Origin of the sequence: Nocardia sp. NBC_01329, assembly GCF_035956715.1 — a bacterium.
Taxonomy (GTDB): domain Bacteria; phylum Actinomycetota; class Actinomycetes; order Mycobacteriales; family Mycobacteriaceae; genus Nocardia.
On sequence record NZ_CP108381.1, the window covers coordinates 6322255 to 6341760 of the forward strand.

The window sequence follows — 19506 nt, forward strand, 5'->3', positions numbered from 1 at the left end:
GACATTCACGGTGCGGCACTGCATGTTTCGGATACCTGGCACCGAAGCTGGTGTGATGTGGACGGGCGGCGCGGATTCGCGGCGGTTTCGGATGAGGTTCTTCTGCTTCTCGATCCGGTGAGGAACCTGAGCAGCCCGCGGAACGGAATGCGCATGTACCAGTGGATCATTCGTAGCCCTGGCCGGGTACGGCCGCCGCGGACCGGCGGGCCGTGCCCTGTATCAGCGGAGCCTGTGACCGTACAGAATTGTGCGCATGAGCAGGGAGACCCGCTCCTGTGAGGCGGTCGCGACCGTGCCGAACGCGCGACCCAGATCGACGACGAGGGCGAAAGCCGCGTGAACGAGGAAGCGCGCCTGCGGGCCGGACAGTTCCGGGCGGACTTCCCGGACCAATCGCGCCCATTCCTCCACACTCAGCCGTTGCACATTGCGCAGCGCAGCGCGTTCCTCGGCGGGAACGTGCTGGAATTCGGTGTAGTAGACGAAAGTGAGTTCGCGTTCGGCGAACGACCCCTCGACGTACTGATGGATCAACGAATCCAATGCCTCGCGTGGCCCGGCCGCTCCCGCGACAGCCGGACCGATCGCGCTGGACACCCGTTCGGCGGCACGCCGGAAAGCAGCGGCCAGTAGATCGCTCTTACCCCGGTAGAAGCGGTACACCGCCGAGGCCGCGGACAGACCCGCCGCGGTGGCGATATCCTCGACACTCACATTCGGGTAGCCACGGGCATGGAAGAGTTCCACGCCTTTGCGCAACAGCAGCTCGTGCTTGAACGATTCCGGAATCTCCACCGGCCGGACGGGTTCGACATCACCGGGTGCCGGGAGAGAGACCGCCGCGAGGTCCATCGCAGTGGTGACCAGCAATCCCGCGAGGGCTTTCGTGGGCAGCGTCGCATGATGGTCGGCGATGCTGGTGATCACCGACAGCAATGCCACCACCAGAACCTGGCGATCCTGTCCGCGTACCTCGGGCCGATAGGCGGCGAGCTGGGTGCCCAGGGCGGCCAGGACCGCGTTCTGCTGCCCGTCCCGGATCTCGCGATCCGCAGGTTCCAGGTACCGGCCCTCCCACCGCACCAGCGCGACACTGGCCCGGTTGGCCACCGTGACCGCGCACAGCGCCGCCGATACCGACCGCAGTCGCTGCTCGGGTTCGTCCTCGGCTACCTCGGGGGCGATCCGTACCGCGTCGGCCATAGCCTGGCCGACGCGCAGGGATTCTTCCTGGAAAAGCGCGTATTTGCTGGGGTAGTGCCGGTACAGCGCCGCGGAGCTGATGCCGAGCCCGCCGGCGATATCCTCCATGCTCACGCCGTGGTATCCGAGCGCTCCGAACGCATTGGCCGCGGCCGCGGCGATCTGCGCCCGCCGGTTCTTCGGCCGACGGCGCACGGGCCGCGCCACCGCGGCATTCTCCTTCTTTCCGGCGGCGTCGTTACCCGGTTCCTCGCGCCCGTTCGCGCGCACCGGGGGCGCGGACGCCCGGACCCGGCGATTGTCGACGCTCATTGCGCAATCCTAACGCCGGGTAACCAGCGACAATGCCGCGCACCCCGCTCAGGGGCTGTTTCCGGCGCTGAGCGGACAGTGCGTCCGGTCCACGATTCGTCGTCGGGGTGAGCCGGGACGCGGGACGCGGAAGCCTCCGATTCGATACCGGCTCGAAAGCTGCCGGATCCACCCGATCCCGCCCGCGACCGGAACGTGACCGCATCGGGTTCCACCGGCGATCGGACCGTGACCCCCGAACCGGAAAGTCATGGTTCCTTGTCTGGTGCCCACCTCCCGAACGGCGAAAACTGAGTTGTGCGTCGACGAATCGGTCGGCCTGCGAATAAAGGATCGGAAATGTCGAACCGAATCAGCAAACTCTTCGCCGCGAGCACGATCGCCCTGGCTCTGGGCTTCATCGCGGCACCCGCCGCATCGGCCACTGCGGAGCCGGTGGCCCCGGTCACGGGGTCGGTCGTGATCTGTATCCCGCTCGGAAGCGCGTCGATCTGCTTCTGAGTTCTCACTCCCGAGCCGCACTGCTCCGGACCCGGAAACGGGCCGCCGGAGTCTCCGCCGCCGGGCTCTCCCGGCGCGATCGCGTGCCGAAACGTTTCCACTGACCGGGAACGACGCACGGTGCACCCCCATGTGTCACGTCACTATCGGCGCAGTTACTCAACTCGCTCCGAACATGGAGGTTCCGATGCCGGCTCACGCACCGAACGGGCGATCCCAGCACGGTACAGACGAATACAGGCAGATCGAGGCGGCCGCGGCCCCGACCCGGTTCGCGCGCGGCTGGCACTGCCTGGGCCTGGCGAAATCGTTCCGGGACGGGCAGCCGCACGAGGTGAAGGCCTTCGGCACGACCCTGGTGGTCTTTCGCTCCGAGACCGACGGCACGCTGCACGTACTCGACGCGTACTGCCGCCATATGGGCGGCAACCTGGCACAGGGGTCGGTCAAAGGCGATTCCATCGCCTGTCCGTTCCACGATTGGCGCTGGGGCGGGAACGGGAAATGCACCGGGATCCCGTATGCCCGGCGGGTGCCCCCACTGGCCCGGACCCGGGCCTGGCCGACGCTGGAACGCAACGGTCAGCTTTTCGTCTGGCACGACCCGCAGGGCAGTAGACCCACCGACGAGGTGACCGTGCCGCAGATCGAGGGCTACGGCACCGCGGAGTGGACCGACTGGACCTGGAACTCGCTGCTGGTCGAGGGCTCGAACTGCCGCGAGATCGTGGACAACGTCGTCGATATGGCCCACTTCTTCTACGTCCACTATTCCTTCCCGCGCTATTTCAAGAACGTTTTCGAAGGGCATGTGGCGACCCAGTACATGCGGTCCACACCGCGTGGCGATATCAATGTCGGTACCAGTTACGACGATCCGAATTCCGCATTGCGCTCGGACGCCTCCTATTTCGGCCCCTCCTACATGATCGACCGGCTGTGGAACGAGGCGCAGGGGATGACGATCGAAACTGTCCTGATCAACTGCCACTATCCGGTCAGCGCGAATTCGTTCGTCTTGCAGTACGGCGTGATGGTGAAAAAACCGCAGGGCATGTCGGACGCGGATGCCGAGGCGATGGCGGCGCAGTTCGCGCGCGGTGTCGAAGTGGGTTTCGAACAGGATGTCGAGATCTGGAAGAACAAGGCGCCCATCGACAATCCGCTGCTCTCCGAGGAGGACGGCCCGGTGTACCAGCTGCGCCGCTGGTACCAGCAGTTCTACGTGGATATCGGGGACGTCACCGAGGACATGACCAAACGATTCGAATTCGAGATCGATACCGAACGCGCAGTATCCAGCTGGGAGGCCGAGGTCGCCGACAATATCGCCCGCGGCGCGGTCCTCGACACCACCGCCTGAGCTGTTCACTTCCCCTTTCGCGCCGGTCGAAGCCGTGCGCGGTATCCCCGAGGAACCCATAATGACCAGTGTTCTCGACAACCTCGCCGCGATCGCCGATCAGCTGCGCGAACAGTCCCCGGAGGCCGAAGCCCTCGGCCGGCTCCCGGATTCGACCGCGAAGCTGCTGAAGACCGCCGGCCCGATCCGGCTGCTGCAACCCAAGAAATACGGCGGGTTCGAGGCGCATCCGCGGGAATTCGCCGAATCGGTGATGGCGGCGGCCGCGCTGGATCCGGCCACCGGCTGGATCTGCGGCATCGTCGGCGTACATCCGTGGCAGCTCGCGTTCGCCGATCCCGAGGTGCAGGAAGAGGTGTGGGGTGCCGATAACGACACCTGGATGGCCTCGCCCTACGCGCCGACCGGTGTCGCTCGTCCGGTGGACGGCGGCTATATCTTCAACGGCCGCTGGCAGTTCAGTTCCGGTACCGATCACTGCGACTGGATCTTTCTCGGCGCCATGCTCGGCGACGAACAGGGCGGTATCGCCGCGCCACCGACGATGCTGCACATGATCCTGCCCCGGTCCGATTACGAGATCGTCGAGGATTCGTGGAACGTGGTGGGGCTGAAGGGGACCGGTTCCAAGGACATCGTCGTACGCGACGCGTTCGTACCTTCCTACCGGGTGATGAACGGTGACCATGTCATCGACGGCACCGCACAGCGCGAGTACGGCGTCACCGAAACGCTGTACAAGATGCCGTGGTCGACGATGTTCCCGCTGGGGATCAGCGCGGCGGTGATCGGGATCGCGGAGGGGGCGCTGGCCGCGCATCTGGACTATCAACGCGGCCGGGTGGGGGCACAGGGTACGGCGGTCAAGGACGATCCGTACGTCCTGTTCGCGATCAGCGAGGCCGCCGCCGATATCAACGCGGCGCGGCAGGAACTGCTCGCCAATGTGGATGGGGTCTGGGGCATCGTCGAATCCGGCGGCGAGGTGGATTTCGCCGAGCGGGCGGCCGTGCGGCGCACCCAGGTGCGGGCGGCCTGGCGGGCGGTCCTGGCCGTCGACCAGATCTTCGCCCGGTCCGGTGGTAACGCGCTGCGGATGGACAAACCGCTGCAGCGGTACTGGCGCGACGCCCACGCGGGCCTCAACCACGCCATCCATGTACCGAGCACCGTGTATCACGCCGCGGCGCTGAGCTCGATGGGATTCGATCCGGCCGATCAGCTGCGCTCGATGATCTGACCGGCCGGAACGAGACGAACGACAAGGACATATCGAAAATGACCGATATCAAGAGCCTGGGTTATGTACAGATCCAGACCACGAATATGGAGCGATGGCGGCGGTTCGCCTTCGATGTGCTCGGTTTCGCGGCGGGGTCGGGGCCGGACGAGAACGCGCTCTATCTGCGGATGGACGAACGGGCCGCGCGGATAGTGGTGGTCGCCGGGGAATCCGACGAGGTGGTGCGGATCGGCTGGGAGGTCCGCGACCACGCCGCGTTGCGGCGGGTACGGGAGACGGTGTCGAAGGCCGGGGTCGCAGTGGAATCGCTGTCGCAGGCCGACGCCGATGCCCGTCGGGTGGAGGAGGCGATCACCTTCACCGATCCCACCGGCGCCACTCTCGAGGTTTTCCACGGCCCGGTACTCGACCACAGCCCGGTCGTGACCCCGTTCGGCGCTCGGTTCGTGACGGGGGCCCAGGGTCTGGGGCATGTGGTGCTGCCGACCATGGACCTGGGCGGCGCGTTCGAGTTCTACACCGAGGTGCTGGGCTTTCTGCCGCGCGGGGCGTTCCGGGTGCCGGCGCCGCCGGAGTTCGGGCCGGTGCGGATCCGCTTCCTCGGTGTGAACGAACGGCATCACAGCCTGGCGCTGTGTCCCGCTCCGCACGGGGGTGCGCCCGGGCTGGTGCACATCATGGTGGAGGTCGATTCGCTGGACGCGGTGGGCCGGGCGCTGGATCGGGTCACGAAGGACGGGTTCTCGGTGTCCTCGACGCTGGGCCGGCATACCAACGACAAGATGGTGTCGTTCTACGTGCGCGCGCCCGGCGGCTGGGATATCGAATTCGGTACCGAGGGGATGCGGGTCGACGAGAAGTACTACACGGCGGAGGAGATCACCGCGGACAGCTACTGGGGTCACGACTGGTCCGGTAGCGAACCACTGGCCGCGATGTAGAAACCGCGCTGGAGACGGCCTCCCGGCTGAGCGTTTCGCTCGGTTAGGGGGCCGTTCGTGATTTTCGGCCAACCTTTGCGATTCGTGTGACAGTTACCACAGGCAGATGATACTAATAGGAATATGCCTATTCGGCATATCCAGTTGGGGGCACCATTTTGTAGACCCGATGGAGGGCTCATGACAATCCAGGCCGACGCCGCCACCCCGAGCGCTGTGCTCGACCGTGTCTCGCTCGTTCTCGACGCGTTCGAGGGCCCGGGGCGCCTCACCCTCGCGCAGATCGTGCGCCGCACCGGGCTGCCCCGGTCCTCGGCGCACCGCATTCTGGAGCGGCTCGTACAACTGCGCTGGCTGCGCCGCGACGGCCGGGACTACGAACTGGGGCTGCGCCTGATGGAGCTCGGCTCGCTGGCGGTGCACCAGGACCGGCTGCACCGCGCTGCCGTACCCTTCCTGCACGAACTGCACCGAACCACCGGATACGTGGTGCATCTGGCCGTTCTCGACGGCAACGATGTGGTGTATCTGGACAAGATCGGCGGGCCGCTCGCGGGCGCGGTGCCGACCCGGGTCGGCGGCCGCCAGCCCGCGCACTGTACGGCGGTGGGCAAAGCGATCCTCGCCTATGCCGACGGCGAGCGCGGCGATGTATTCGACGCCGGACCCGTCCGGCCGAGAACGCGCTACTCCATCGCGACGGCCGCGCAACTGCGCACCGAACTGGCCAAGGTCCGCGCGCACGGTATCGCTTTCGAACGCGAGGAATCGCTGTCCGGATTCGGGTGCGTGGCGGCGCCGGTCGGCGAGATCGGGCAGGCAGTGGCCGCAGTATCGATCTGCGGGCCCGTCGACCGGATGCGGTTCGATCAGCGCCTGGCCGCGCCGGTTCGGATGACCGCACTGGGGATCTGGCGCAATGTCGAGGACGGGCAGGTCCGGGTACATCCCACCCTCCAGCAGGCCCGCCCACTGGGATCGGTGCCGAGGCCGCGTGCGGCGGCCTTGCAATACGTCTGACCGGCGCCGGGCTGCCCGGGGGATCGGCAGGTCGTGTTCCGGCGCCGGAATCGACGCCCTGCGTCTCGCGCCTGCCGGTACCGGGAGATGCGCTCGGTCAGGTACGGGCCTGCCGGCGATCACCGAGTTTGCGCATCAGCGCGACCATCCCCAGGCCGAACGCGGGTGCCAGATCGACGCTTCGTACCAGCGCCCCGCGCCATCGGGGCATCACCCGGAAGATCTGACGGCTCTCCATCAGTGCCAGCCCCGCGCGGGCGACGGCATCCTCGCTCATCGGTTTCGGCCCGGCGAACAGCAGCGCGGCGCCGGGGTCCTCGGCACGCGAAGTCACCATCCGGGTATCGACCACGTCGGGGCACAGGGCCCGGACGCGGATCGGCAGACCGGCGTGCCGGAGGTCGCCCTGGACGGACGTCGTATAGGACAGGACGGCCGCTTTGGTCGCGGCGTACAGGGCGAGGCCGGGTACCGGGGTGAGAGCCGATAGCGACGCGATATTGAGGATCACCCCGCCCGCCTGCCCCATCTGCGCGATCGCGGCCGCGGACCCCGCCACGACGCCGCGAATGTTCACATCGAGGATGGTGGTCATCTCCTCGTCCGGATGGGTCCAGGCATCGCCCGCGAACAGCACCCCGGCGTTGTTCACCCAAACCGTCAGTTGCCCCAGGGCCCCGGCCTTCTCGGCGATCTCGCGGTGGGAGGCGATCTCGCGGACATCCTGCCGGAACCCGACCGCGCCCCGGCCGATCTCGGCGGCGGCCCGCTGCGCGGCCGCACCGTCGATATCGGTGAGGACGACCAGGTGGCCCGCATCGGCCAGGTGGCGGGCGAAGGCGAGTCCGATACCGCGGCCGCCGCCGGTCACAACTGCTGTGGTGGTCATGGCGTGACGCTAGGCCGCGTACCCCGCTGCCCGCCAGTGCCCGTGCCGTGACCGGGGTTCGTGAGTGCCCGGCCTACCGGGCCGGAAGTACGGAACGCACCATTTCCCAGATCTCCGCGCGGGCGGTCCGGGTGACCGCGAGGGCCGGAATTGTCAGGAACCCGTGGAACAGGCCGTTGTAGCGATGGTGGCCTACCACGACACCGGCTTCGGTGAGCAGTTGTGCGTAGGCGTCGCCGGACGAGCAGGGCGGATCGAGTTCGGCGGTGATCACCACCGCGGGCGGTAGCCCGGCCAGGGAGTCCGCACGGGTCGGTATCAGGCGCGGATCGCCGGTCCCGTGCGGTGCGTACTGCTGCCAGTACCAGCGCATCGCCGCCGCGGTGTTGTAGTAGCCGGTACCGAAGCGGCGGTAGGACTCGGTATCGAAATCGTCGTCGATCACCGGGTACAGCAGTAGTTGCGCGGCGATCGAGGGCCCGGCGTGATCGCGGGCTGCCAGAGCGATGGTGGCGGCGAGATTACCGCCCGCGCTGTCCCCGGCGACCACCAGAGCCGCGGGGTCACCGCCGTATTCGCCGATGTGTTCGGCGGACCAGACGAGTGCCGCGTACATATCGTCGTGTGCGGCAGGTGCGGGATGTTCCGGGGCGAGCCGGTAGTCCACCGATACCACGATCGCGCCGATCCCGTCGGCCATCGACCGGCAGAACTCGTCGTGGCTGTCCAGATCGCAGAACACGAACCCGCCGCCGTGCGCGAAAACGATCACCGGGAGCGCGGACGCGTCGTGGCGGGGCCGATAGATCCGGATCGGCAGGGCCCCGCCCGGGCCGGCGATGGTCAGGTTGTACACGTCGCGCATGGCCGGCAGCCATTGCAGTGGCGCGCGGCGGGCGCGGATCATCGCCCGCAGTTCCGGTGCGGTCAGGGCGGTGACGTCGGGAAACCCGCTGTCGAGGGTGGCCAGCATCGCGGCCACCTCGGGAAGCAGTCGGGGTTCCGCGTCGCGTACGGCTCCGGATTCCATCCGCGGCCTCCTCGATCTCGTGGCCGGTGCGGCACCGGCCGTATCCCTGGTCGGGCCACCGTAGATCCGCGAAAGAGCCGGTGGAGCCGCTCCTCCCGAAGAGTGGACCGGTCTCGGCCGGACAGCGCGGCGCGGTCATACCGTGGGGCGATGACTGCAGCGAAGGTCTACATCGTCGACCGGATCGAGACGATGCCCGGCCGCGCACGGGAATTCGTGGACCGCTACCTCGCCGAGTATGTGCCGGGGGCGATCGGGCGCGGTATGACCTTGGCGCAGGTCCTGGTGGCGCCGCCGCTCTGGCTCGACGATCGGTCCAATACGGTCACCGTGATGTGGGAACTCGACGGTCCCGCCGGCTGGTGGGAGATGACCTGGAAGGGCCGGCCCGATCCGGAACTCGGTCGTTGGTGGGCCGGGATGGATCAGCTGATCGTTCGCCGGACGCGTGAATCCGCGGCAGCGGCCGCCGATATCGAGGCGCTCGCCGATGTATGAGGTCACCCGTCTCGTCCACCTCGTCCCGGATGCCGGCCCCGGCGCGATCGGCACCCTGCTGACCGAACTGCGGGCCGCCGTGGGCGCGGGACCGTACGCGCTGGTCGAACCGACCCTGCCCGGGGTGCGCAACGGTGGCGATATCCTGCTCCGCCTGAACTTCGCCGAAGCGGTCTCCGGGCGGACGGTCATGGATCGGGTCGCCGAGGTGTGCGATCGGGCCGAGGTGTCACGCATCGACGGGGCCGACCACGGTCCCGGTGTGGGCGGGGCGGCCGAGCCCCGGGGCGCCGGCACGGTGTTCCGCACCCTGCTGCTGCGGGCGGACCCGGCGGCACCGGCGGCCGCGCTCGCCGAATTCGAGGGCGACCTGCTGCGAATGCCCCGCCACATCCCCACCATCCGCGCCTGGCGGTTGAGCCGAGTGGACCGGGCCACCGGTTCCGCGGAATGGACGCACGTCTGGGAGCAGGAGTTCACCGACCTCGCCGGTCTGTCGGGCACCTACCTGTCGCATCCGGTGCACTGGGGTCTGGTGGACCGCTGGTTCGACCCGGAATGCCCGGAGTCCATCGTCCGCGACCGGGTCTGCCACAGTTTCTGCGTCCGGACCCGGCCGGTCCTCAGCGCCGCTCCGGGTCCTCTTCCTTGACCCGCTGTTCGACCTCGCGCCAGCGTCCCGGGGTGGGGTGCGGGTACTCGGCCCGGTCGTCGTGTTCGGCCGCTACCAGTGCGATTTCGGCCGCGTCGATATCCTCGATGAGCTGCTGGGCGAGGTCGCGTTCGGAGGCGTAGTACCGTTCGGCCCATTGCAGCACGATCTGCGAATAGGCCCAGCCGGGTTCCGATTTCGCGGCCGCCGCGTCGACGGCGGCACTGCGTTCCAGCCGTTCGGCGTCGGCGATATGGTCGCGCAGGATCTCTTTGAGCCGGTCCGGCGAGCTCAGATGCCCGAACATGATCCGCAGCATCACATGGTGTTTCAGCATCGGCGGATCGACCGGGGCATTGTTGGTCCAGGCGGTGACGGCGGCGCGTCCGGCCGGGGTGATCCGGTAGAGGCGGCGGCCGCGCATCGCGTTGTCGGCGTCGACCCGCGAATGCGCGAACCCGTGTCGTTCGAGCTTCTTCAGCTCCGAGTAGATCTGGCTGTAGGAAGGGCTCCAGTAGAAGTACCGGATACTCCAGTCGGCCCATTTCTTCAGGTCGTATCCGGAGATCTCCTCCTCGTAGGAGAGCATGGCGAGCACTGCCCAGCTGGTCGGCGGCAGGTTGATCTGCGCCTGGTCGGGTTCGCTCGTCGTCATTCGCCGAATGCTATCAGTGGTCATATTCCGGTCCGGCATATGACTACCGTCGAAAGGGAGGGCTCGCCGGGCGTTCGCCGGTTCAGTCGAGCAGGTCGAAGCCCTTGTAGTCGGCGGCCGCGACCTCGGCGATGATCTCGCCGTATACCCCGAAACCGCTCACGAACGGCATGAACACCCGCGGTTTGCCCGGAATGTTCGCACCCAGGTACCAGGAGTTCGCCCGGGTCATCAGGGTCCCGGAAGCCCGCTCGGCACATTCGGCGACCCAGGCCGCCGCCGCGTCGGTACGGGCCTCGATCGCTCTGGCACCGCGCCCTTCTACGAACCCGATCGCGTCCGCCACCCAGTCCACGTGTAATTCCGAATGCAGCACCATATTGGCCAGAACCGACGGGCTGCCCGGACCGGTGAGGTTGAACAGATTCGGGAATCCGGGGATACCGAGCCCCAGATAAGTCGCCGGACCGTCCTGCCAGGCCGCGTTCAGGGTCCGGCCGACGCGGCCGGTGATCGCGATCTCGGCCACCGAGCCGGTCATCGCGTCGAACCCGGTGGCCAGCACCAGCGCGTCCAACGGGAAATACGCTCCCGTGGTGTGCAGTCCGCCCGCGTCGATCCGGGCGATCGGTGTGGTGCGCAGGTCCACCAGCTGCACGTTCTCCCGGTTGAAGGTCCGGTAGTAGTTCGTATCCGTGCAGATGCGTTTGGTGCCGATGGGATGGTCGCGGGGGATGAGCAGTTCGGCCACCCGGGGATCGTCGACCTCGGCGCGGATCTTGCCCTCCCAGAACAATCGGGCGGTGTCGTTGGCCGCGGGGTCGGTGAGCTGGTCGGGGAAGGTCTTGCTGAACAGCACACCGCCCAGACGCCAGCGCTGTTCGTAGGCGGCGCGACGCTCCTCCGCGCTCACCTCCAGCGCCGATTTCGGGTGGGCGCGGTGCGGCGATCCGCCGCCGCTGGCCATCGACAACTGTCGCCGCTGGGTGTAGTTCGCCTTCTGGTCGCGCCGGACAGCGTCGTCGAGTTCGGTGTTCCCGGCGGGCACGCTGTAGTTGGCGGTGCGCTGGAACACGTGCAACCGCGCGGCCTGTTCGGCCAGTACCGGGATCGCCTGGATACCGGAGGACCCGGTACCGATCACCCCGACCCGCTGCCCGGTGAGATCGACTCCGCCGTGCGGCCAGGCGGAGGTGTGCAGCAGTTGCCCGGCGAACATGTCCAGGCCCTCGATCGCCGGGGTGTTGGCATTGGACAGCGGGCCGGTGGCCAGCACCACGAACCGGGCCGTGACGGTGCTCCCGGTATCGGTATCCACCTGCCAGGTCAGCGCCGATTCGTCGAGGGCGATATCGGTGACCCGCGTACCGAATTCGATATCGCGGCGCAGATCGAACCGGTCGGCCACGTGTTCGAGGTAGGCCAGGATCTCCGGTTGCGCCGCGTATTTCTCGCTCCACTCCCACTCCTGCTGGAGCTCGTCGTCGAACGAGTACGAGTAGTCCACGCTCTCCACATCGCAGCGTGCGCCGGGGTAGCGGTTCCAGTACCACACCCCGCCCACCCCGTCGGCGGCCTCGAACACCCGTACCGTGAGGCCCCGGCTACGGAACCGGTGCAGCGCGTACAGTCCCGCGATACCCGCGCCGACGACCGCCACATCGACTCGGGTCCGGCCGGGTGACGAGAGGTTTCCGGGGTTCACAGTGCCTCCAACTGCTCGGGTGTCCGGTGTTCCGTTGCGACGGTAGGGAGGGCCCGCCGGTCCTGGACGCCCACCTCCCGCTGACCGGCACATTCACCCGACTCACCGCTCTCCCGGTCACCGGGAGACGCGTTCGCCCGCGCCGCGTACCGGCCCTACCGTCGGCCTCGGCAGCAGCCGGCAGCGCGAGGAGGCGGTGGAGCAGTGGTGGACTTCGACGAGGAAGTGGATGTGCTGGTGGCGGGTTCCGGCGGCGGGCTCGCCGGTGCCTACACCGCGGCGCGAGAGGGGCTGTCGGTCGCAGTGGTGGAGGCGACCGACAAATTCGGTGGTACCACCGCGTACTCGGGTGGCGGCGGGGTCTGGTTCCCGTGCAATCCGGTACTCGAGCGCGCCGGTACCGACGACACCCTCGACGACGCGCTCACCTATTACCGCGCGGTCGTGGGGGACCGCACCCCGCGAGAGCTCCAGGAAACCTATGTGCGCCGCGGTCGCGATCTCGTCGAATACCTGGAGAGCGACGAGCATTTCGAATTCCAGATGTACCCCTGGCCCGACTATTTCGGCGCGGCCCCGAAAGCGCGTCTGGACGGGCAGCGTCATATCGTCCCCGTTCCGCTTCCGGCCACCGAACTCGGTGAACTGCGCGAACATCTACGCGGCCCGTTGGATACCGACAGGCTCGGCGCTGAGCCGCCGGAGATCTTGATCGGCGGGCAGGCGCTCATCGGCCGTTTCCTGCGCGCCCTCTCGACCTATCCGGCGGTCCGGCTGTACCGGAACGCCGCGCTGGTGGAATTGATCGTCGAGGCCGGGGCGGTGATCGGCGCGCGGATCGAACGACCCGATGGCACGATCGCGATCCGCGCCCGGCGCGGAGTGGTGCTGGCGGCAGGTGGGTTCGAGGGCAACGCGGAGATGCGCAGCCACTACGGGGTCCCCGGTGCCGCCCGCGACACGATGGGACCGCCCGGGAACCAGGGCCGGGCCCATCGGGCGGGTATCGCCGCCGGAGCCGACACCGACCTGATGGATCAGGCGTGGTGGTCGCCCGGTCTCACCCATCCCGACGGGCGCTCGGCCTTCGCGCTGTGGTTCACCGGCGGGATCTTTGTCGACCAGGACGGTAAGCGGTTCGTCAACGAATCCGCCCCCTACGACCGGCTCGGCCGGGCCGCGATCGACCGGCTGCGGGACGGCACTCTGACCCTTCCGTATTGGATGATCTACGACGACCGGGACGGTGTCAGGCCACCGGTCCAGGCCACGAATGTGTCGATGGTCGAAACCGAGAAGTACGAGGCCGCCGGGCTCTGGCATACCGCCGGCACGCTGGCGGAACTGGCCGCGATCATCGGTGTACCGGCCGCGAACCTGGTCGAGACCGTCGAGCGGTACAACACAATGGTCGCGGCAGGCGCCGATACCGATTTCGGCCGGGGCGACGAGGCCTACGACCGCGCGTTCTCCCAGGGCGAGTTGCCGCTGGTGCCGATCGAACGGGGGCCGTTCCACGCCGCCGCGTTCGGCCTGTCCGACCTGGGCACCAAGGGCGGGCTGCGCACCGATACCGCCGCCCGGGTGCTGGGCCGCGACGGCGCACCGATCCCCGGCCTGTACGCCGCCGGAAACACCATGGCCGCAGTGAGCGGCACCGTCTATCCCGGCGGTGGCAATCCGATCGGCGCTTCGCTGCTGTTCGGCCATCTCGCCGTCCTCGACATCCTCGGCCGTTGACGCCCGTCACCGCGACGCACGCACCCATGGGCGGCCCCTGATCATGTGCCCCCGAACCGAACAGGAATATCCCGATGCCCGAACCCGAACGGATCCGCGCGGCCGTACGCCGCTATCTCGATGCCGTCGCCACCGGAACGGCGGCCGATATCGCTGCCCTCTACGCCGAGAACGCCACCCTGGAAGATCCCGTGGGCAGCCCCTCGCACACCGGCCGGGCGGCCATCGAGAAGTTCTACCGGAGCCTCGAATCCGCGCACCGCAGCACCGAGCTGATCAGCCTGCGGGTGAGCGGCGACAGTGCCGCGTTCGGTTTCCGGGTGATCACCGAGACCGGTGATCAGACCATCACCGTCGAACCCATCGACGTCATGACCTTCGACGAGGACGCGCGGATCACCAGTATGCGCGCGTTCTGGTCCGCCGAGGACATCAGCTTCGGCTGAGTCGCCGGCTCCGCGAGAAAAGAGATATCCGTGTCCCCTATCGAACAGCACTGGGACCACGAGGTGGGATTCCTGGTCGTGGGCAGCGGCGCCGGCGGCCTCACCGGCGCGCTGGCGGCCGCCGACCGGGGTTCGGACACCCTGGTGATCGAGAAGGCCGCCTACTACGGCGGCAGTACGGCGCTGTCCGGCGGCGGGGTCTGGGTGCCGAACAACCCGGTGCTGCTCCGGGAGGGCCTGCGTGATTCCCGGGCGGATGTGCGCGCCTACCTGGACGCGGTGGTGGGGGAGCGGGTGCCCGCGGCCAATCTGGACGCGTTCATCGACGAAGGCCCGGCGATGCTGGACTTCCTGGAGCGCACCGGCCCGCATCTGCGTTTCCAGTGGTGCACCGGCTATTCCGACTACCACCCGGAGGCGCCCGGCGGACGTCCGGCCGGACGGTCGATCGAACCGCTGCCGGTGGACCTGAAGAAGCTCGGCGCCGATGAGGACCGGCTGCGCCCGGCCGCCCTCGCCACCCCACCGGGTCTGTTCATCACATCCAAGGATTTCGTCCAGCTGAACATGGTGACCCGCTCGTGGAAGGCCCGCTGGACCGCACTGCTCACCGGCCTGCGGGCAGTGAAAGCCGTTGTCCTGCGGCGGCATATGGATACCCTCGGCCGTGCCCTGATCGCCCGGCTCCGGCTGGCCCTGCGCGATGCCGGGGTCCCGCTCTGGCTGAACACCCCGATGCGTTCACTGATCACCGACGAATCGGGCGCGGTACTGGGGGTGGTGGCCGAACGCGCGGGCCGGGAGATACGGATCCGGGCCCGCGAGGGAGTGCTGCTGGCGACAGGCGGTTTCGAATACAACCAGGCGCTGCGCAAACAGCATCTGCCCAGCGGCGGACGCGATAATTTCAGCGCGGCGTCCACCGACAACACCGGGGACGGGATCGTCGCCGGTGAACGGGCCGGTGCCGCCGTGGATCTGATGGACGACGCGTGGTGGATGCCGTCGTTCCAGCGGCCCGACGGGATCAATCAGGTCCTGGTATCGGAACGTTCGATCCCGCGCTCGGTCATCGTCGACGGCTCCGGTGCCCGGTTCACCAACGAGGCCGCGCCCTACGTCACGTTCGTGCACGCGCAGCTGGCCGGCGGCCACGACCCCGCGTGGCTGCTGTTCGACGGAAAAGCCAAGAGCCGCTACCCGATCGGCGGGATCCTGCCCGGCCAGAAGTTCCCCGCCGAGTGGCTCTCCGCGGGACTGATCCGCAGCGCCGCCACCGTCGGTGAACTCGCCACGGCGATCGGTGTACCGGCCGACGCGCTGGAAGCGACCCTGCGCCGCTACAACGAGTCCGTACGGGGCGGTCGCGACGCCGAGTTCGCCCGTGGTGAGAGCGCCTACGACAAGTACTACGGCGACCCGACCCTGCCGCACCCCACCCTCGACTTCCTCGACCGCGCCCCCTTCTACGCGTTGCGAATCCGGATCGGTGACCTGGGCACCAAGGGCGGCCTGGTGTACAACGAAAATGCCCAGGTGCTGCGCGGGGACGGATCCGTGATCGACGGCCTGTACGCCGCCGGCAACACCTCCGCCGCGGTCATGGGCAACGACTACGCGGGCGCCGGCGCCACCATCGGACCCGCGATGGTGTTCGGCTATATCGCCGCCCGCCACGCCGCGACGAAGGAGTAACCGTGCAGCCCGTACAGTGCGCCAACTGCGGAAACCGAGTGCTGGTCGAGAAGTTCAGCCCCAGCCACACCAGCGTGCAGTGGCTCGACGACGCCGAATCCGCCTGCCCCGAATTCGCCCGTCGGGCGGCCCTGGGTGAGCACAGCAAATGGATCCCGACCTGCGCGGCGCTGCGTGATTCGATCGAACGCGCCGTCGCCGCCGGGGGCCTGTCCACCGACGGGCTCCGCAGCGAACCCGTCCCGGGCCGCCTGGGCTGAACCGCATACCGACCACTCACCGGGAACGCCCGGTGAGCGGGCAGCCCGGACCTGGCAGCGTGGTCCACCGAACTATGCCGAGATGGAGGTCGACGATGACATCGGAGTCCAGCGCCGCGCACGAACTGCGCGAAGTCCACACCGACGCCGGAGTGCTGCGGTACTACGAGGCAGGTGAAGGTACGCCGCTGCTGCTGTTGCACGGTTCCGGGCCAGGGGTCACCGGGTGGCGTAATTTCCGCGGCAACCTCGGCTTCTTCGCCGAACGGTTCCGCACCCTGATCCTGGAATTCCCCGGGTTCGGTGTCAGCGACGACTTCGGCGGCCACCCGATGATCACCGCCCTCGACTCCGTGGTCCGGTTCGTGGACGCGCTCGGCCTCGACCGGGTCGATATCGTCGGTAACTCGATGGGCGGCGGGGTCGCGCTGAACTACGCGATCGCCCACCCCGAACGGGTCGGCAAGATCGTGACCATCGGCGGGATCGGCAAGAACATCTTCAGCCCGGGCCTGGGGGAGGGTATCCGGCTCCTCCAGGATTTCACGGAGAACCCCACCCGGGAACGGCTCATCGCCTGGCTGCATTCGATGGTCTACGACCCGGCGCTGGTCACCGACGAGATGATCGAGGAGCGCTGGACCCAGGCGACCGACCCGGCCACCCTCGACAGCGCGCGTCGCATGTACAGCAAGGCCGCGTTCACCGGGATGGTCCGGGCCATGGAGGCCGCCGACACCCCGCCCCCGTGGGCGATGCTGCACAAGGTCAAGGCCCCCACGCTGGTGACCTGGGGTCGTGACGACCGGGTGAGCCCCCTCGATATGGCCCTGATCCCGATGCGCACCATTCCTCGCGCCGAACTGCACGTGTTCCCGGATTGCGGTCACTGGGCGATGATCGAGCAGAAGGCCGCCTTCGAATCCGCGGTGATGGCGTTCCTGACCCGCAAGGGCTGACCGGGTCGACCGGTCGGCATGCATCTGTGCGGTGACCGCCGCCCCCATCTCTGCCGCGACGTGGGCGATTGGTCTGGTCTTGCAGCGCTCGATCAATCGTCGGCGTCCCTCGATCGACAGGGGCGCGTCCGGATGAGTCATCCTCAACCTGCCTTCGGCGTCGTGCCCGTGCGACCTGATCTGTGGCCGGCGGCGTCACGTCGCGTTCTCGTGACCGTGCGCCGGTCGAGCGCCCAGGTGAGCAGTCCGCAGAGCGCAAAACTCGCACCGAGAACGGCGCATCCTGTCCACCCTGAAGTGGAGTAGATCGTGGTGGTGGCGGTCGCGCCGAGGGCGGAGCCGAGCGAGTAGAAGATCATGTAGCCGCCGATGGCGCTGCTGGTCTGGCCCGAGTAGGCAGCGGAGAGAAGAGACTGGTTGCTGACGTGCGCGGCCTGGACCGCGAAGTCCAGGACGATGACACCGACGCCGACTAGCCAGAGTGACCAGGTCGCCTGCACGGATGCGATCCAGGACAGTGCCAGCAGTGCGAGTGCGGTACCGGTCACGGGGGTGGCCCTGCCAGTGTCCGCCCATCGGCCTGCCCGTGCAGCTCCCAGTGCGCCGGCGAGCCCAGCGATTCCGAACATGCCGATCTGGGCCGTGCTCAGCTGCCATGGCTCGGCAGCCAGTGGTAGCGCGAGTCCGCTCCAGAGCGTGCCGAACGAAGCGAAGAGGAAGAACGCGATCATCCCGCGCGAGATGAATAGCGGCTCGCGGAAGAGGTGCACGAGCGAGGTCAGCACGTCGCCGTAGGTCCGACGATTCGACCGGTGGTCTGCTGGCAGCTGCTTCAGCACCGCAATCGAGAGCACGACGAGCAGCAGCATGAGCGTGACATAGACACTTCGCCATCCCCACAGGTCAGCGAGGACCCCCGCCAGGACACGCGCCCCGAGGATTCCGATGATGACCCCGGAGGTGACGATTCCGAGCGTGCGACCACGCTCCGTAGGCGTCGATAGGTCGGCGGCCATCGCGACGGTGGTCTGTACGACGACGGCGAACAGACCCGTCGCGGCGAGACCGACGAGCAACAGCCACAGGCTCGGAGAGACCGCGGCCACCAGCATGCCGACCGCGGCGAGGAGGAGTTGGCCACCGATGAGCTTGCGCCGGTCCAGCATGTCTCCCAACGGGACAAGGGCAGCCAAGCCGACCAAGTAACCGATCTGGCCAGCTGCCACGATCCACCCCAGGTCAGAATCGGCCACTCCCAAGTCTCGCCCGATCTGCGCGAGCACGGGCTGGGCGACGTAGATCGTCGCGACGGCGACGGAGCAGACCATCGCGAGCAGCATCCTTCGGCCATGCGTGAGTCCCACATCCACTCCAATCAGTAGCAATTTGCAACTGATTGGAGTATGACAGAATGGTTTCAATCTGCAACTCTGTGGGAGGTGTGATGAAGCCGGCCGTGAACGTTGACGACGTGACCTGGACCGACCCCACATGCCCGGTCGCGCGTACGCTCGACCTCGTTGGAGACCGATGGAGCCTGCTGATCATTCGCGACGCGATGGACAGTGCGCGGTCGTTCACCGACTTTCAGCAACGCACCGGGGTCGCGCGCAACATCCTCACCGACAGGCTTCGTCGCCTCGTCGATCACGGCATCCTCGAGCGAGAGACGGCAGCATCCGGACGCCGCCAGATTTATGTACTCACCGACGCGGGCCGCGACCTCTTCACCGTCATCGTGGCCATGCGTCAGTGGGGCGAGCGACACGCGTTCGCCGACGACGAAGCGCACTCCACTCTCGTGGACGAGAGCGGCCATCCGCTAGCCCAACTGCGCCCGACCGACTCTCACGGCGACCGCGTCGACGTCGACTCAACCGATGTCATACGAAACAACTGATCGAGACACAATTGGGGCGACCGTGCAGGCCGGACGTCAACAACCTGCCGTCTCGCAACAGCTAGTAACCCGCAGAGTTGCCCCGGCGACGTGCGAGCGCGCGAGGTACTCGATGCACCAGGAGTTGCCCCGCTTCCCATGCGCGAGCCCGGCAACGGGCTATGGCCGCCACCCTGCGTCTCCGGCGCACCGGTCGATACTCTCGCGCGCTGCTCGAACGAATCGCTACCGGGTTGCGAGCGCTACCCGATCACCACATGCCGACTTGTCGTTCGCGAGAGCCGATCCGTGGTTATGCACATGCTCACCAGGTGATGGATGTCCGCACCCGATCACCTCAGCCCGCTCGAACTCGACGCGGTTTTGGACGTGGCCGAGGTGGAAACGGTGGTACCGCGGCTCACTTTTGCACGCTGGACAGCGGGGAAGGACAAGTCGTGAGTGCTCCGGTGGCGACCGGCTTCGTGATCGCGATCGGTCTGCCGCTGCTG

Annotated in this window: 20 protein-coding genes; 14 read left to right on the forward strand and 6 right to left on the reverse strand. The window is 67.7% G+C overall.

The window, feature by feature from the left end; translation table 11 throughout:
* Positions 1–222: 222 nt before the first annotated feature.
* Positions 223–1518, reverse strand: coding sequence for a TetR/AcrR family transcriptional regulator (locus OG405_RS28855; protein ID WP_327149545.1), 1296 nt, complete (start codon positions 1516–1518; stop codon positions 223–225).
* A gap of 339 nt (positions 1519–1857) precedes the next feature.
* On the opposite strand from OG405_RS28855, the gene OG405_RS28860 reads away from it, so the two are divergent.
* The 5 genes from OG405_RS28860 (at position 1858) to OG405_RS28880 (ending at position 6586) form a co-directional block, all read left to right on the forward strand.
* A complete protein-coding gene (locus tag OG405_RS28860) occupies positions 1858–2019 on the forward strand; it encodes a hypothetical protein (RefSeq protein ID WP_327149546.1) in 162 nt (53 codons plus the stop codon).
* Between the two features lie 187 nt (positions 2020–2206).
* Positions 2207–3382: a Rieske 2Fe-2S domain-containing protein gene (locus OG405_RS28865; protein WP_442790631.1), complete on the forward strand. Its 1176-nt coding sequence runs from the start codon at positions 2207–2209 to the stop codon at positions 3380–3382.
* A gap of 61 nt (positions 3383–3443) precedes the next feature.
* On the forward strand, positions 3444–4622 hold the full coding sequence (locus OG405_RS28870; RefSeq protein WP_327149548.1) for an acyl-CoA dehydrogenase family protein: 1179 nt from the start codon (positions 3444–3446) through the stop codon (positions 4620–4622).
* Positions 4623–4660: 38 nt separating this feature from the next.
* Positions 4661–5566: a biphenyl-2,3-diol 1,2-dioxygenase gene (gene bphC, locus OG405_RS28875; RefSeq protein ID WP_327149549.1), complete on the forward strand. Its 906-nt coding sequence runs from the start codon at positions 4661–4663 to the stop codon at positions 5564–5566.
* Positions 5567–5746: 180 nt separating this feature from the next.
* The gene (locus OG405_RS28880; RefSeq protein ID WP_327149550.1) at positions 5747–6586 is read left to right on the forward strand and encodes an IclR family transcriptional regulator; all 840 of its coding nucleotides are present in this window, start codon (positions 5747–5749) and stop codon (positions 6584–6586) included.
* A gap of 97 nt (positions 6587–6683) precedes the next feature.
* Here the strand turns inward: OG405_RS28880 and OG405_RS28885 are convergent, their stop codons facing one another.
* Positions 6684–7475 carry an SDR family NAD(P)-dependent oxidoreductase gene (locus OG405_RS28885; protein ID WP_327149551.1) on the reverse strand — a complete coding sequence of 264 codons (792 nt, stop codon included), beginning with the start codon at positions 7473–7475 and terminating at the stop codon, positions 6684–6686.
* A 73-nt stretch (positions 7476–7548) separates the two neighbouring features.
* Complete coding sequence (locus OG405_RS28890; RefSeq protein ID WP_327149552.1) at positions 7549–8505, reverse strand: alpha/beta hydrolase; 957 nt, start codon at positions 8503–8505, stop codon at positions 7549–7551.
* Between the two features lie 150 nt (positions 8506–8655).
* Between OG405_RS28890 and OG405_RS28895 the strand changes: the two genes are divergently transcribed.
* Both OG405_RS28895 and OG405_RS28900 read left to right on the forward strand, forming a co-directional pair.
* On the forward strand, positions 8656–9003 hold the full coding sequence (locus OG405_RS28895) for a hypothetical protein (protein WP_327149553.1): 348 nt from the start codon (positions 8656–8658) through the stop codon (positions 9001–9003).
* Positions 8996–9655, forward strand: coding sequence for a Dabb family protein (locus tag OG405_RS28900; RefSeq protein WP_327149554.1), 660 nt, complete (start codon positions 8996–8998; stop codon positions 9653–9655). Before OG405_RS28895 ends, OG405_RS28900 begins: the two co-directional genes overlap by 8 nt.
* On the opposite strand, the gene OG405_RS28905 is transcribed toward OG405_RS28900, so the two are convergent.
* Both OG405_RS28905 and OG405_RS28910 read right to left on the reverse strand, forming a co-directional pair.
* Positions 9627–10310: a PadR family transcriptional regulator gene (locus tag OG405_RS28905; protein WP_327149555.1), complete on the reverse strand. Its 684-nt coding sequence runs from the start codon at positions 10308–10310 to the stop codon at positions 9627–9629. The two genes, OG405_RS28900 and OG405_RS28905, sit on opposite strands and share 29 nt — an antisense overlap.
* 82 nt (positions 10311–10392) lie before the next feature.
* Positions 10393–12015 (reverse strand): flavin-containing monooxygenase, encoded by a 1623-nt coding sequence (locus OG405_RS28910; RefSeq protein WP_327149556.1) that lies wholly within the window; start codon positions 12013–12015, stop codon positions 10393–10395.
* 204 nt (positions 12016–12219) lie between these two features.
* On the opposite strand from OG405_RS28910, the gene OG405_RS28915 reads away from it, so the two are divergent.
* From OG405_RS28915 to OG405_RS28935, 5 genes are all read left to right on the forward strand, one after another.
* Positions 12220–13755: an FAD-binding protein gene (locus tag OG405_RS28915; RefSeq protein ID WP_327149557.1), complete on the forward strand. Its 1536-nt coding sequence runs from the start codon at positions 12220–12222 to the stop codon at positions 13753–13755.
* A gap of 74 nt (positions 13756–13829) precedes the next feature.
* On the forward strand, positions 13830–14201 hold the full coding sequence (locus tag OG405_RS28920; RefSeq protein ID WP_327149558.1) for a nuclear transport factor 2 family protein: 372 nt from the start codon (positions 13830–13832) through the stop codon (positions 14199–14201).
* 30 nt (positions 14202–14231) lie between these two features.
* Positions 14232–15896 (forward strand): FAD-binding protein, encoded by a 1665-nt coding sequence (locus OG405_RS28925; protein WP_327149559.1) that lies wholly within the window; start codon positions 14232–14234, stop codon positions 15894–15896.
* A gap of 2 nt (positions 15897–15898) precedes the next feature.
* Positions 15899–16156, forward strand: a complete 258-nt coding sequence (locus tag OG405_RS28930) for a hypothetical protein (protein ID WP_327149560.1) — start codon at positions 15899–15901, stop codon at positions 16154–16156.
* A gap of 95 nt (positions 16157–16251) precedes the next feature.
* Positions 16252–17115, forward strand: coding sequence for an alpha/beta fold hydrolase (locus tag OG405_RS28935; RefSeq protein ID WP_327149561.1), 864 nt, complete (start codon positions 16252–16254; stop codon positions 17113–17115).
* 143 nt (positions 17116–17258) lie between these two features.
* Here OG405_RS28935 and OG405_RS28945 read toward each other — a convergent pair whose 3' ends face one another.
* Positions 17259–18455 carry an MFS transporter gene (locus tag OG405_RS28945; RefSeq protein WP_327149562.1) on the reverse strand — a complete coding sequence of 399 codons (1197 nt, stop codon included), beginning with the start codon at positions 18453–18455 and terminating at the stop codon, positions 17259–17261.
* A gap of 104 nt (positions 18456–18559) precedes the next feature.
* Between OG405_RS28945 and OG405_RS28950 the strand changes: the two genes are divergently transcribed.
* Together OG405_RS28950 and OG405_RS28955 are read left to right on the forward strand one after the other, a co-directional pair.
* The gene (locus OG405_RS28950; RefSeq protein WP_327149563.1) at positions 18560–19015 is read left to right on the forward strand and encodes a winged helix-turn-helix transcriptional regulator; all 456 of its coding nucleotides are present in this window, start codon (positions 18560–18562) and stop codon (positions 19013–19015) included.
* A 318-nt stretch (positions 19016–19333) separates the two neighbouring features.
* A complete protein-coding gene (locus tag OG405_RS28955; protein WP_327149564.1) occupies positions 19334–19456 on the forward strand; it encodes a hypothetical protein in 123 nt (40 codons plus the stop codon).
* The last annotated feature ends 50 nt before the right edge of the window (positions 19457–19506 follow it).

Coding starts and splice junctions, on each gene's coding strand:
- OG405_RS28855 (WP_327149545.1), bottom strand. CDS start 1,518: ATGAGCGTCGACAATCGCCGGGTCCGGGCGTCCGCGCCCCCGGTGCGC.
- OG405_RS28860 (WP_327149546.1), top strand. CDS start 1,858: ATGTCGAACCGAATCAGCAAACTCTTCGCCGCGAGCACGATCGCCCTG.
- OG405_RS28865 (WP_442790631.1), top strand. CDS start 2,207: ATGCCGGCTCACGCACCGAACGGGCGATCCCAGCACGGTACAGACGAA.
- OG405_RS28870 (WP_327149548.1), top strand. CDS start 3,444: ATGACCAGTGTTCTCGACAACCTCGCCGCGATCGCCGATCAGCTGCGC.
- bphC (WP_327149549.1), top strand. CDS start 4,661: ATGACCGATATCAAGAGCCTGGGTTATGTACAGATCCAGACCACGAAT.
- OG405_RS28880 (WP_327149550.1), top strand. CDS start 5,747: ATGACAATCCAGGCCGACGCCGCCACCCCGAGCGCTGTGCTCGACCGT.
- OG405_RS28885 (WP_327149551.1), bottom strand. CDS start 7,475: ATGACCACCACAGCAGTTGTGACCGGCGGCGGCCGCGGTATCGGACTC.
- OG405_RS28890 (WP_327149552.1), bottom strand. CDS start 8,505: ATGGAATCCGGAGCCGTACGCGACGCGGAACCCCGACTGCTTCCCGAG.
- OG405_RS28895 (WP_327149553.1), top strand. CDS start 8,656: ATGACTGCAGCGAAGGTCTACATCGTCGACCGGATCGAGACGATGCCC.
- OG405_RS28900 (WP_327149554.1), top strand. CDS start 8,996: ATGTATGAGGTCACCCGTCTCGTCCACCTCGTCCCGGATGCCGGCCCC.
- OG405_RS28905 (WP_327149555.1), bottom strand. CDS start 10,310: ATGACGACGAGCGAACCCGACCAGGCGCAGATCAACCTGCCGCCGACC.
- OG405_RS28920 (WP_327149558.1), top strand. CDS start 13,830: ATGCCCGAACCCGAACGGATCCGCGCGGCCGTACGCCGCTATCTCGAT.
- OG405_RS28935 (WP_327149561.1), top strand. CDS start 16,252: ATGACATCGGAGTCCAGCGCCGCGCACGAACTGCGCGAAGTCCACACC.
- OG405_RS28945 (WP_327149562.1), bottom strand. CDS start 18,455: ATGCTGCTCGCGATGGTCTGCTCCGTCGCCGTCGCGACGATCTACGTC.
- OG405_RS28950 (WP_327149563.1), top strand. CDS start 18,560: ATGAAGCCGGCCGTGAACGTTGACGACGTGACCTGGACCGACCCCACA.
- OG405_RS28955 (WP_327149564.1), top strand. CDS start 19,334: ATGTCCGCACCCGATCACCTCAGCCCGCTCGAACTCGACGCGGTTTTG.